This window comes from Nostoc sp. FACHB-190 (assembly GCF_014696905.1).
GTDB lineage: Bacteria > Cyanobacteriota > Cyanobacteriia > Cyanobacteriales > Nostocaceae > Nostoc_B.
The window spans coordinates 1-11,889 of sequence record NZ_JACJQW010000081.1 but is presented as its reverse complement, the minus strand read 5'-3'; the positions used below and the strand labels follow the sequence as shown (position 1 = coordinate 11,889).

Here is an 11,889-nt window from a genome sequence, read left to right as displayed (position 1 = left end):
TTCACTCCCACAATCATTATGTTGCCTAAACCCAAGCGATATTGGACACCACAGCACTGGGCAAGTTGGAAGCCATTTGGTATTGGCGAACAGTATCCCAATAACTATTGGGAAGTAGTCAGGACAACGACGGGAATACGTTTAAGTTTATCGTCAGATTTAATTTCTGCCAGTACCTCCCGTCCATCTTTGCGCGGTAAATTTAAATCTAACAATACAATATCAGGATGAGGTTTTCTGGCATAGCTATCTTGCCTACGTAAAAACGCCATCGCCTCTACACCATCTTCCACAACATTGAGGTTAATTGAGATTTTGCTATCTTGTAAGGCAATGCGTGTCAGTTCCGCATCACCAGGATTATCTTCAACTAACAAAACCTCAATTGGCATAATTGATTGTGGATGATTCACGATGGTTGACCTGCTTGATCTGGAATTGTGAAATAGAAGTTCGAGCCTTGGCCCGGTTCTGACTCAACCCAGATACGTCCGCTATGACGTTCTATGATTTTCTTACAAATTGCCAAACCAATACCAGTACCCGGATACTTACTTCTACCATGTAAACGCTGAAAGATTACAAAAATACGTTCAGCATACTGTGTCTCTAAACCAATTCCATTATCACTCACGGAGAATAACCATTCGTGGGGAGTGGGGAGTGGGGAGTGGGGAGTGGGGAGTGGGGAGTGGGGAGTGGGGAGTGGGGAGTGGGGAGTGGGGAGGGGTGAGGGGGGTGAGGGGGGAGAAGAAATATTTTTGTCTACGTTTCCACCTTGTCCCCCTTGTCCATCTTGTCCCCCTTGTCCACCTTGTCCACCTTGTCTACCTTGTCCCCCTTGTCCCTCTTGTCTCCCTTGTCCCCCTTGTCCCCCTAGCCCTCCATCCCCTTCATCTGCTCGAAATGCGCCAATATGAATGCGTGGTGGGATGTTTCGGCGGAATTTGATGGCGTTGGCAATGAGGTTTTGAAAGACTTGTGTGAGTTGTATGGGATCGGCGGTAATTGTGGGGAGATGGTCGTAGGTAATTTCTGCGCCACTATCTTCTATAGCAAATTTTAGGTTAGCGATCGCCTGCTCTACAATTTCTCCACAATCAACTTCTACAAAAGGTTGTCCCCTGGTTGTTACCCGTGAATAATTTAACAAGTCATTGATCAGATTTTGCATTCGCCGCGCCCCATCTACGGCATAGTTGATAAACTGATCGGCAGTGGCATCAAGTTGGCTGCTATATTTCCTCTCTAGTAACTGCAAGTAACTTGTCACCATTCGCAACGGTTCTTGCAAGTCATGGGAAGCTACATAAGCAAACTGTTCCAATTCTGAATTAGAACGGGCTAACTCTTGAACATGGCGAATTTCTTGTTCTAAAAGCTGCGCTTGGGATAAAGCGATACCAATTTGATTAGCTAACTGGAGTAATAATTCTGTTTCAAAGTTATTCCAGTGGCGGGGGTAGGCGCACTGATGGGCAATTAATAAGCCCCAAATCCCATCTCGAATTAAAATTGGGACTACGAGGTTAGCTTTGACACCAAACTGCTGCAAAAATTCTCGGTGACAATCTTGAATATCAGCCGTTGCAATATCAAAAATTGCGCTGATGCGTCCTTGACGATATTTTTCTACATATCTTTCTTGGAAACATGGGTCAAGAATATTTTGTCCTAACACCACAGGCCAACCTGGTAAGACAGATTCTTGTACTACTGTACCTGAACCATCTGCCCACAGCCGAAAAATCAACACACGGTCAGCTTGCAAAAGTTTTTGGACTTCTTGAACTGTGGTTTGCAGAATTTCTTCTAACTGTAAAGATTCTCGGATTTTGAGGGTGATTTCGGCGAATAATTGCGATCGCAAGTTCTGTCTTTTTAATTCTTCTTCGGCTTGCTTGCGGTCAGTCACATCTAAGGTGACACCAATCATCCGCATAGGTTGATTATCCCCATCATAAATAACAGTACCTCTGGCTAATATCCAATGAATACTGTTATCTGGCCAAATGCAGCGATATTCTGCCTCGTAATCGCTATGATTTTCTATAGCTTGTCTGACACGCTCTTGCATATCAGAGCGATCGTCAGGATGAATACATTCCAACAGCTTACTATAGGTAAAATCAACTTCTGGCGGTAAACCAAAGTTGACATAGCACTGACTAGAAGCAGCTAATTCCATTGCTTTTAAGTCAAGTTGCCAAGAACCCAGTTTAGCCGCCTGTAATGCTAACTTCAATCTTTGGTCACTTTCACGCAAAAACTCTTCAGTTTGCTGTTTTTCGACTAAATGCCGCCTGAGTTCTAATTGACTAATTACCTGACGACCTAAAGCTGATAGTGCCTCTATTTGTTTTTGATTCAATTCCCTTGGTTTTGGGTCAATTGCACAAAGTGTTCCTAATATTTGCCCGTCAGGAGAAACTAAAGGAACGCCAGCATAAAACCGGATATATGGATAACCCGTCACTACCGGATTGGCTGCATATTGCTCGTTTTGCAAGGTATCATTAATAACTACAATATCCTGGCGTTCTAAGCAAAGATACGATAAACCAACATTCCGGGGCATTTCTGCCACATCTATACCAAGTTTTGCTTTAAACCACTGACGATTTTCATCAATGAAATTAACCAAAGCAATGGAAGTACCACAAATAAAAGCTGCTAACTGAGCAAGATGATCGTAGGCTGGTTCTGGTTCAGTATCTAAAATCTGATATCGGCGTAAAGCTTCTAGCCTCGCCTGTTCTTGATGATAAGATTCAGGTTGCATTAATTTTTGGGAAAAAACTTAAAAAAAGGTTTGATTAAAAGTCGGGAAAAATTTGATTTTTAATTAATATTTTTTTACTTTAGTTAATAATTTAACTAGCTTTGAGTTTTCAGAGGAGTTTTTTTAGATTTGAAGTTAAGCGATCGCCATAAACTTGAATTAAGACTAACGCACAAAGATTGTCTGTAGAGATTGGGTTTAAGGGTGAGAGGGTATGGGGGTGTATGTATTTGTTCAAAACCCTTACACCCTTACACCCTTACACCCTATACATTCACCAAAACCGCCTCGCGCAACTTAGCACTCAACTCGCACATATTACCTGTATTAATTCGATAACTTAACGGGTGTCCAATTAACCGCGCTGTGCTGTGATACAAAGTCTCTAATTCAATTAAGCCATTTTCGCGCAAAGTCCGCCCCGTAGAAACCAAATCCACAATCGCTTCTGACATTCCTGTAATTGGGCCAAGTTCTACAGAACCAGACAACGGTACGATTTCCACTGGTAAATCTAAACTTTGAAAATATTCCCTAGCACAATTGACATACTTAGAAGCAATGCGGCTGTGGGGCGGAAAATCTAAAGGTGATTTGTAAGGACTGGATGCTTTAACTGCCACTGACATGCGACAATAGCCAAATTGTAAATCAACTAAATGGGCTACCTGTGGCTGTTTTTCTCGCAACACATCATAACCAACAATTCCCAATTGTGCCTGACCATATTCTACATAGACAGGTACATCCTGTGCGCGTACCAACAAACCCTTAGCTTGTCCACTCGCATCAAGAATCTGAAGTTGGCGATTTCCAGAATCTAAAAAAGCACTAAAATCTAATCCCACAGATTGCAACAGGCGGATGCTATTTTTTAGTAGTTCCCCTTTCGGTAGTGCGACAGTCAACATTCTTTTTCTTGATATCCTTAGCGTGTAGACAGTTCATTTATTATTGAGAATATCTCGATTGCTTACCATAAGCAGCATGAGAATTTTATTAGTTGACGATGAAGTAGAATTAACAGACCCCTTAAGTCGCGTGTTAACTCGTGAAGGTTACACCGTAGATGCGGTTTATGATGGGGCTAATGGTAGTCATCTGGCCGCAGCCAGTCATTATGACTTACTAATTTTAGATTGGATGTTGCCAGGAAAAACCGGATTAGAAATTTGCCAAGAATTGCGACGACAAGGCAAAAATACACCTGTGTTGTTTCTTACCGCCAAAGATACCTTAGACGATCGCGTGCAAGGTTTAGACGCTGGTGCAGATGATTATTTAGTTAAACCCTTTGAGTTACGGGAATTGTTAGCCAGAGTCCGCGCTTTGTTGCGTCGTGGAGGTTCCCAAATTTATGAAACCACTCCCGAAAGATTAGTTGTTGCTGATTTAGAACTTGATTGCGACAACCAAGTAGCTTACCGCCAAGGACGCATTATTGAACTATCGCAAAAAGAAAGTCAACTGTTGCAATACTTTATGGAACACACAGGACAGTTGCTAACTCACGCCCAAATTATGGAGCATCTCTGGCAAGATGAAGAACAACCAAGTAGCAACGTTATCGCAGCATTAATTCGTCTGTTGCGCCGCAAGATTGAGATGGGGAAAGAAGCTACTTTGATTCACACAGTGTATGGTAAAGGCTATCGCTTCGGTAGTGCTTTTGTTGAGTAAGGCGATCGCACTTTGAAATTTGGGAGTGCAATATATTATGGTTGAAGTTTTACTGGTTGATATGAGGCGATCGCATATTTAGGTAAAAAACAGTAAACCTGTTCCCCCTTCCCTCGTAGGGAAGGGGGTTAGGGGGTTAGGTCTCTTCACAACAAACCTGATAAATCACCATCAAAACCTGCTCAATTTCCTGTAAAACTTCCTCATTTTTAATTCTTAACAAACGCCGCCCTCTAGCTGATAAAACTTTCTCACGTTCCGCATCATATTCAGCTTGTTGTTCGTGAATTTTTCCATCCACCTCTATCACTAATCTAGCCGCGTGACAGTAAAAATCTGCAATAAAACCATCAATAATTTGCTGACGACGAAAGTGTAAACCATGCAAACGATTACTGCGAAGATGTTGCCAAAGAATTGTTTCTGCTGGTGTCATTTGGCGACGAAATTCTTTAGCAATCTGAATTTTATTTGGGTTTATTGTTTGTCCGATAACTATATTGGTAATTTGGTCTTTTTTTGGTGTTGAATTATTCATGTATGAATTATGGAAGCTGGTGTTGATTTATACATTATGGCTGACCTCTCCCCCAACCCCTCTCCGACGCGGAGAGGGGAGCTAGATTCCTCACCACTCTTCTCAAATACAAGGTTGTATGGGGTTAGGTTAGCAAGGAGATTGAAAGAGGAAATTATATGTAAAATTACGTATTTTTTAGCAATAGCTTGACGTTTAAATAACTATTAAATATAACTTAATTATACCGAATACCTGCAAATCTCTCAGGAGATATTTAATGTCAAACTTTGGATTTCAATCTATTAAAAAAGCTTTAAGTAAAGCACTAGAAGCTTTACCAGACTGGAAAGATTTAAACAAATTTGAAAAAGGACAACAAATTGACAAAACTTTTAAATCTATTTTGAAAGATTTAATGAAACAATTTAAGATGCAGCCTGGAATTGATTATGTTGATAATTTAAGTGATACTGAACAAAGTACAGATTTTGTAGCTTTATCACAGAAAGCAGATGATTTAATACAAGGGTTATTAACTGGTAAAATAGTAGCTATTTCTGAACATAGCAGAGTTAGTAAATTGGGAAATCAATTTACTGTTAAAGCTCATTTTCGTGATACTAGAAAGTCGGCATAACTAAATGAAATGAATCTCTTGTCTGATATTCATAAAGTAAGATAAAGTACATTCCAACTATTCAAAAGGTAAACTCAATGATTTTTCAGGAAAAACCAAAATATTTTGAAGCAGGAAATTATATCTATGAGTGCAAATCTTCTCCTGAGAATATGGATGCTCCTATTAATCAAAATAGTCTTAAAAAATGGATAAATGACGTAAAAAAACTACTAAAAAAAAGACAGCCAAGCGGCTTTCGTTATATCTTCCCTGTTAATCGCTTAGACAGTAATAACTGTAATCTTTTAGAACAACTGAAAACAGAGTTTCCTAATATAGATATACAATATTATGATTGTGATTCAGTTGATCGCCTTGTCAAAAACTTGCAAAAAGTAAACAGCTTACCTGAGTTAGTTGAATACATTAGACAAGCTAGGAATTGAAATTTATGTCTCAGTCTATTCATTTTGGCAGAATTAAGTATTTTTCTGAAGAATTTACTCAAGATAATCAGTATGGTGAAATTTTGCAGGAATTAAAGTATATTTTAGAAAAAGAAGGAAATGTTGATGAAATGCTGGACAATAAATTTACTGAAGGTATAGAAACAAAAACTTTAAGTCTAAATGCTTATGATGATAAAATAGAAACATTCTTGAAGACTGGCTCAGAAATTCAATTACATCCTGAATCACGGTATTACTTTGTTAATGAAAAAATATGGGAGGTTATAGCAGAAGCAATTTTTCAAAAATATAAACAATTAGAAACCAAAGAAGATTTTTCTGAAATAGCAGAAGACTATGTCACAATTAAAGAATTTTTTCAAAAAAAAGTGTTAGTTTTCGAGGTTTCTTAATTTATGTGATTTATAAATTCATAAAAATACCAACTTTTTAAGTTTATCAAAAAAACTAGAAGTTGAGAAAATTTTAAAAAGGTTATTATTATCAAGTCAATTTAGGATAATAACATTTTCTTTACCTCAGCTAAAGATAGTGCTTCAGTATCTTTTTCTTCTGTTTTCGCATTTCTTAAATCTTTTAAATCTTCTAAATCCTCCAGCAATTCCTGAACTTTTAAAAACTCCTCATAAGGTAAAACGGCAAATTGCTTTTGACCATCTTTTGTTAAAAATTCAGGATGTAATTCAATCATTTTTACAACTCCTTTTACTCATAAGCTTTACTGCGATGCTTCACCCTATATATCATGATAGTCTGTTCTTCTAATTCAAACAAAACTCGATAATCACCTACTCTCAAACGATATTCTGGCGTAAAGTTGGTTAAGCGTTTGACATCTCCTTGTAAGTCATCTTGCATCGCTTCAATTTTACTGATGATGCGTTCTCTAATATCTACAGGAAATTTCTCTAAATCTTTAATTGCTTTGGGCTTAAATTCTATTTGGTACTGCACATAATTAACTCTCTTGAAATATATTAGGGTGAGTCTTCATGGCTCACCCTAGTTAAACTATACCAACAAAGCTTCCTCCTCTTTAGAAATCACCCGTCCTTCATCCTCAAAACCGACGATTTGATCAAAGTTCAAATACCGATATAAATTATCAGCAAAAGGATGAATCTTACTCGCCACAATATCAAGATATTCCTGCACTGTGGGAATGCAACCTAACAACGCGCAAACTGCGGCTAATTCAGCAGAACCTAAATACACTCTTGCACCTTTACCCATGCGATTATTGAAGTTGCGGGTAGAGGTAGAGAATACAGTTGTGCCATCAGCAACTCGCGCCTGATTTCCCATACATAAACTGCAACCAGGCATTTCTGTTCTTGCACCAGCCGCACCAAAAATGCTGTATACGCCTTCTTCTTTTAATTGGTGTTCATCCATGCGGGTGGGTGGTGCTATCCACAGGCGAGTTTTGACTTCTCCTGCACCTTCTAAAACTTTGGCAGTTGCACGATAATGACCGATGTTTGTCATACAAGAACCAAGGAATACTTCTTGTACTGGATCATTAGCAACTTCCGATAATAATTTAACATTATCAGGGTCGTTGGGAGCAGCCACAATTGGTTCTTTGATGTCGTTTAAATCAATTTCAATGATGGCTGCATACTCCGCGTCTGCATCACCTTCTAATAACACGGGGTTGGCTAACCATTCTTCCATTTTGGCGATACGGCGCAGGAGAGTGCGGGAGTCTTGATAACCCCGTGCAATCATGTTCTTCAGTAAGGCTACGTTGGAACGCAGATATTCGGCGACTGTCTCGACACTCAATTTAATGGTGGAACCTGCACAGGAACGTTCGGCGGTAGCATCGGTAAGTTCAAAGGCTTGTTCGACTTTTAAGTCTGGTAAGCCTTCAATTTCCATGATGCGTCCAGAGAAGATGTTTTTCTTGTTTTCTTTCTCTGCTGTTAGCAAACCTTGTTGAATAGCGATATAAGGAATGGCGTTGACAATATCTCGCAGGGTGATTCCTGGTTGCAATTCGCCTTTGAATCTTACCAAAACTGATTCTGGCATATCTAAAGGCATCACACCCAAAGCACCAGCAAAGGCAACTAACCCGGAACCGGCGGGGAAGGATATTCCCAAGGGAAAGCGGGTGTGAGAGTCGCCACCTGTACCTACTGTGTCGGGTAATAGCATCCGGTTGAGCCAAGAGTGGATGATACCATCACCGGGACGCAAAGCGATACCAGCGCGGGAGGAGAAGAAATCTGGTAGTTCGTGGTGGGTTTTGATGTCTACTGGTTTGGGATAGGCGGCGGTATGACAGAAGGTTTGCAGCACTAAATCAGCACTGAAACCTAAACAAGCCAGTTCTTTGAGTTCGTCGCGGGTCATGGGGCCGGTGGTATCCTGGGAACCAACGGTAGTCATGATGGGTTCACAGGATGTGCCTGGACGGACACCGGGTAAACCGCAGGCTTTACCTACCATTTTCTGGGCTAGGGTGTAACCTTTACCTGTGTCTGCTGGTGGCTGGGGACGGATAAATAAGGTGCTGGGTTCTAAGCCTAATGCTTGGCGGGTTTTGTCGGTGAGGGTACGTCCGATAAGTAGGGGGATACGTCCACCGGCGCGGACTTCATCAAGGATGGTGTCGGGTTTGAGGGTGAAGGTGGAAATAACTTCGCCGTCTTCGTTGGTAATTTCACCTCTGTAGGGATAGATGGTAATTACCATACCGGTTTCGAGTTGGGTGACATCGCATTGTATGGGCAAAGCACCGGCATCTTCAGCAGTGTTGAAAAAGATAGGCGCGATCGCACCACCTAAAATATAACCCCCAGCGCGTTTGTTGGGAACAAAGGGGATATCTTGTCCTGTATGCCATAACACGGAGTTAATAGCCGACTTCCGCGATGAACCAGTCCCGACAACATCCCCAACATAAGCCACGGGATGTCCTTTTTTCTTCAACTCGGCAATGGTTTCTAAGCTTCCTGGTTGCCGTGACTCTAACATTGCCAAGGCGTGGAGGGGAATATCTGGGCGGGTGGTGGCGTGGGTGGCTGGGGATAAATCATCGGTGTTGGTTTCCCCAGGCACTTTAAAGACGGTGACGTTAATATATTCTGGAAGTTTGGGACGGACAGTAAACCATTCTGCTTCTGCCCAAGAGTTAATTACCCGTTTAGCGTAGGGGTTGGTTTTAGACAGTTCCAAAACATCATGAAAGGCATCATACACCAATAAGGTTTTGCTGAGGGCGGCGGCGGCATAGGCGGCGATGGGTTCTTTACCTTCACCACCCATGACTAGGGGTGTATCACCTTCTGATGGTTTGGTAGAAAATTGCAACAACTCAATTAAAGACTGCACATTATAACCGCCTACCATTGTCCCCAGTAATTCCACCGCTTCAATTGAGGAAATTAGGGGACTGGTGATTTCGCCTTTAGCAATACCTGTTAAGAATCCAGCTTTAACATAGGCGGCTGCATCTACGCCAGGGGGGATGCGATCGCGCAACAAATGTAATAATGTTTCTTCTTCACCCTTGGGCGGATTTTTCAGTAATTCACACAATTCTGAGGTTTGCTTCGCATCCAACGGTAAAGGGGGAATTCCTAATGCTGCCCTTTCGGCGACTTGTTGACGATATTCTTCTAGCATTGTTCTATTCTCCGTTGGGATGTTCTTCCCTTAATTATGAATTATTTTTAGGCAAGACTTGGCTATAAGAGTTTAGCCTATTTTATAGCTGAAAGCCTTACTGGTAATTGATCATCGATAATTTTGACTAATACTTAAATGATGGTTTTGCGTATTAGTTCTCATAGAAGATATTTTACTGAGTGCGATCGCTATTCTGCGGTGATGAATTTTTGTCTTGATGATAGAAAAGATGGGTTATCAATATACAAGACTAATATTTGATTTCTGAAATGTACGTAGGATGTGTTAGTGACAGCGTAACGCATTTATTACAAAGTTTTCGGTGCGTTACGGCTTACGCCTAACACACCCTACAAATACTGGTTTTCAATACATCTATTGATGAATTATTCTGAGTGTTGATTTAACCAAGTTTCTAAATCAGTAACACTAGAAAAATCTAGCAATGCTTCACCGAGATTTTCTAACTGTTCAATTGATAAGCTTCTAATTCGCTCAATTAATAATGCCTCAATTTCACCAAAACGGCGATTTAGTTGACGGAGTATTAATCCTTGTCCTTCTTCTTGTCGTCCTTCTTGTCTACCTTCTTGTCTGCCTTCTTGTCTGCCTTCTTGTCTGCCTTCTTGTTTGGCTTGTTCTCTGTCTCTTTGATATAGTGGTTCTAAACGCATGATTAACTCCCGATCATCTGCTTCTAGTTCTTGATTTAATCTTAAATTTTGGCGCAAGTTGTAAACTAATTCTAGGGTGGCTTGTTGGTAGGGATGATCTAATGGTAACGCTTGCAACTCAACAATTGCCTGTGACTGCACATTTCCTCTACCTAAAAGCCTCAGCCATAAAGTTTCCGGTGTTACTGGTAATTGATGTATAGCGATAATTGCTGTCCGTAAGTTATCAGCCAAAAAATGTACTCCTGATATCCAGTCTTCTTTTTGAATAGTTCTAAAACCAGATAATTTAGTTTCAGATATGGTTGGAGTCAATACCCACAACTTAGGGATTTCTGAGTCTGGCAGTTTGGTTTTGTTAGTTTTTGCTTCTCGCCGCAGATAAGCTTTGACTTCTAATAATTTGAGTAGACAATCGCAAATTTCATCAGTAGAAGCTGGATTGCGGAAAGGTTCTATGATAGCAGGATTTTCGGCAAGCCTGCCTAGTAAGCCTAGTATTTGTAAATTAGCGTTTTGCTGGGGAAAAGGAGTAAATAAAACATCTATTTCTTTAATTTCTCCTGAGACTTTTTCTGAGGCTTTGACTTCCCCGTAGTTTTTTAAGAGTTCTTCAAGGTAGTCTTTAGCAAATTGATCATGTATGAACCTGGTCATTTTAAGATGGCGGAAATTCTGTATTAATGCCCAGATTATATAGCAATACTGAACTATTTATAATGCTATAGATCCTCGACTTCTTTAAGAAATCGGGGATCTGTAAAACTTGCATATTGGCTGACTGTCTTTAAATGTTACGCAAGGGTACTAAAGTGGTTACTGCATTTTCATCGGATGTTTTATCTGGGTTAGATTTCAAGCGTGTTAATCTACTTTTGCGGACACGCTCGCTTTCTCTAATACCACCTGCTAGTTCATATTCATTGCTGTTTCTGCCGTACTTAAAACCAACTCCTGTCACCATTCTATCGGAAACTTGTTTTAAGGTTTTTTCCATTTCATCTAGCTTTTGTTTAGAAGAATCTATGACTGCTAGAGCAGAATTATAGTCCTCAAGCATTTTTTTAAATTGCTCGATTAATTCCGTTATGCTTTGCAAGTTATGAGTATCATCAAAATTAAGATTTGGATCAATAGCTTTCATTCCAGCGACTCTAAACTGAGCTTTTTCTAAAATCTGGGAACTACGTTTTTTTCGAGGCATAATTTTGCTCTTTTAAAAGCTTTGCAAAGCTATTTTGGCTTAGTTAACCTGAATTATAGTTCAGCAAAAAACACATTTTTTGTAGCACAAGTTTTTATTTATGTACGTGATTTCTCTGAATTGAATTACTAAATTATGATGTAGAGGGTGCTATGGTGTAATTACCCCCCTTAATCCCCCCTTATAAAGGCAGGGCTGTTTCATTCCCTAAAACAGGTAAAATTGCAAGTGTTGAGGGGAGGAAAATTATGGGTACTTCTCTGATTGAACAATTGAAGCAAGTGAAAGATTTTAGAACGAA

General features: G+C 40.1%; 12 protein-coding genes and 1 pseudogene. 4 read left to right on the top strand and 9 right to left on the bottom strand.

Going from position 1 to position 11,889, the window contains the following annotated elements; genetic code table 11:
• Window positions 1-107: 107 nt before the first annotated feature.
• The 3 genes and pseudogenes from H6G28_RS35490 to hisG all read right to left on the bottom strand — a co-directional run.
• Window positions 108-392, bottom strand: a pseudogene (locus H6G28_RS35490) (response regulator); the annotation flags it as partial.
• A 17-nt stretch (window positions 393-409) separates the two neighbouring features.
• Window positions 410-2,782 (bottom strand): GAF domain-containing protein, encoded by a 2,373-nt coding sequence (locus tag H6G28_RS35485; protein WP_190677903.1) that lies wholly within the window; start codon window positions 2,780-2,782, stop codon window positions 410-412.
• Window positions 2,783-3,048: 266 nt separating this feature from the next.
• Window positions 3,049-3,693, bottom strand: a complete 645-nt coding sequence (gene hisG / locus H6G28_RS35480; protein ID WP_190594939.1) for an ATP phosphoribosyltransferase — start codon at window positions 3,691-3,693, stop codon at window positions 3,049-3,051.
• A 76-nt stretch (window positions 3,694-3,769) separates the two neighbouring features.
• On the opposite strand from hisG, the gene rppA reads away from it, so the two are divergent.
• Window positions 3,770-4,462 carry a two-component system response regulator RppA gene (rppA, locus tag H6G28_RS35475; RefSeq protein WP_190677900.1) on the top strand — a complete coding sequence of 231 codons (693 nt, stop codon included), beginning with the start codon at window positions 3,770-3,772 and terminating at the stop codon, window positions 4,460-4,462.
• Between the two features lie 136 nt (window positions 4,463-4,598).
• Here the strand turns inward: rppA and H6G28_RS35470 are convergent, their stop codons facing one another.
• Window positions 4,599-5,000, bottom strand: coding sequence for an endonuclease domain-containing protein (locus tag H6G28_RS35470; RefSeq protein ID WP_190677899.1), 402 nt, complete (start codon window positions 4,998-5,000; stop codon window positions 4,599-4,601).
• A gap of 259 nt (window positions 5,001-5,259) precedes the next feature.
• Here H6G28_RS35470 and H6G28_RS35465 point away from each other — a divergent pair, with 259 nt between their 5' ends.
• The 3 genes from H6G28_RS35465 (at window position 5,260) to H6G28_RS35455 (ending at window position 6,463) form a co-directional block, all read left to right on the top strand.
• Window positions 5,260-5,619 (top strand): hypothetical protein, encoded by a 360-nt coding sequence (locus H6G28_RS35465; RefSeq protein ID WP_190677888.1) that lies wholly within the window; start codon window positions 5,260-5,262, stop codon window positions 5,617-5,619.
• Window positions 5,620-5,696: 77 nt separating this feature from the next.
• Window positions 5,697-6,047, top strand: coding sequence for a hypothetical protein (locus H6G28_RS35460; protein WP_190677886.1), 351 nt, complete (start codon window positions 5,697-5,699; stop codon window positions 6,045-6,047).
• A 5-nt stretch (window positions 6,048-6,052) separates the two neighbouring features.
• Window positions 6,053-6,463, top strand: a complete 411-nt coding sequence (locus H6G28_RS35455) for a hypothetical protein (protein WP_190677882.1) — start codon at window positions 6,053-6,055, stop codon at window positions 6,461-6,463.
• 101 nt (window positions 6,464-6,564) lie between these two features.
• Here H6G28_RS35455 and H6G28_RS35450 read toward each other — a convergent pair whose 3' ends face one another.
• The 5 genes from H6G28_RS35450 to H6G28_RS35430 all read right to left on the bottom strand — a co-directional run bounded on the left by H6G28_RS35450 (window position 6,565) and on the right by H6G28_RS35430 (window position 11,588).
• A complete protein-coding gene (locus H6G28_RS35450; protein ID WP_190677878.1) occupies window positions 6,565-6,762 on the bottom strand; it encodes a type II toxin-antitoxin system Phd/YefM family antitoxin in 198 nt (65 codons plus the stop codon).
• A 14-nt stretch (window positions 6,763-6,776) separates the two neighbouring features.
• Window positions 6,777-7,025 (bottom strand): type II toxin-antitoxin system RelE family toxin, encoded by a 249-nt coding sequence (locus tag H6G28_RS35445; protein WP_190471851.1) that lies wholly within the window; start codon window positions 7,023-7,025, stop codon window positions 6,777-6,779.
• A 57-nt stretch (window positions 7,026-7,082) separates the two neighbouring features.
• The gene (gene acnB / locus H6G28_RS35440) at window positions 7,083-9,707 is read right to left on the bottom strand and encodes a bifunctional aconitate hydratase 2/2-methylisocitrate dehydratase (protein ID WP_190677876.1); all 2,625 of its coding nucleotides are present in this window, start codon (window positions 9,705-9,707) and stop codon (window positions 7,083-7,085) included.
• 389 nt (window positions 9,708-10,096) lie between these two features.
• Complete coding sequence (locus H6G28_RS35435; protein ID WP_190677874.1) at window positions 10,097-11,041, bottom strand: DUF4351 domain-containing protein; 945 nt, start codon at window positions 11,039-11,041, stop codon at window positions 10,097-10,099.
• 130 nt (window positions 11,042-11,171) lie between these two features.
• Window positions 11,172-11,588, bottom strand: coding sequence for a hypothetical protein (locus H6G28_RS35430; RefSeq protein ID WP_190594931.1), 417 nt, complete (start codon window positions 11,586-11,588; stop codon window positions 11,172-11,174).
• Window positions 11,589-11,889 lie beyond the last annotated feature (301 nt).

Bases quoted from the DNA above. Each gene is read 5' to 3' on its own strand.
- H6G28_RS35485 (WP_190677903.1), bottom strand. From the start codon at position 2,782: ATGCAACCTGAATCTTATCATCAAGAACAGGCGAGGCTAGAAGCTTTA.
- hisG (WP_190594939.1), bottom strand. From the start codon at position 3,693: ATGTTGACTGTCGCACTACCGAAAGGGGAACTACTAAAAAATAGCATC.
- rppA (WP_190677900.1), top strand. From the start codon at position 3,770: ATGAGAATTTTATTAGTTGACGATGAAGTAGAATTAACAGACCCCTTA.
- H6G28_RS35470 (WP_190677899.1), bottom strand. From the start codon at position 5,000: ATGAATAATTCAACACCAAAAAAAGACCAAATTACCAATATAGTTATC.
- H6G28_RS35465 (WP_190677888.1), top strand. From the start codon at position 5,260: ATGTCAAACTTTGGATTTCAATCTATTAAAAAAGCTTTAAGTAAAGCA.
- H6G28_RS35460 (WP_190677886.1), top strand. From the start codon at position 5,697: ATGATTTTTCAGGAAAAACCAAAATATTTTGAAGCAGGAAATTATATC.
- H6G28_RS35455 (WP_190677882.1), top strand. From the start codon at position 6,053: ATGTCTCAGTCTATTCATTTTGGCAGAATTAAGTATTTTTCTGAAGAA.
- H6G28_RS35450 (WP_190677878.1), bottom strand. From the start codon at position 6,762: ATGATTGAATTACATCCTGAATTTTTAACAAAAGATGGTCAAAAGCAA.
- acnB (WP_190677876.1), bottom strand. From the start codon at position 9,707: ATGCTAGAAGAATATCGTCAACAAGTCGCCGAAAGGGCAGCATTAGGA.
- H6G28_RS35435 (WP_190677874.1), bottom strand. From the start codon at position 11,041: ATGACCAGGTTCATACATGATCAATTTGCTAAAGACTACCTTGAAGAA.
- H6G28_RS35430 (WP_190594931.1), bottom strand. From the start codon at position 11,588: ATGCCTCGAAAAAAACGTAGTTCCCAGATTTTAGAAAAAGCTCAGTTT.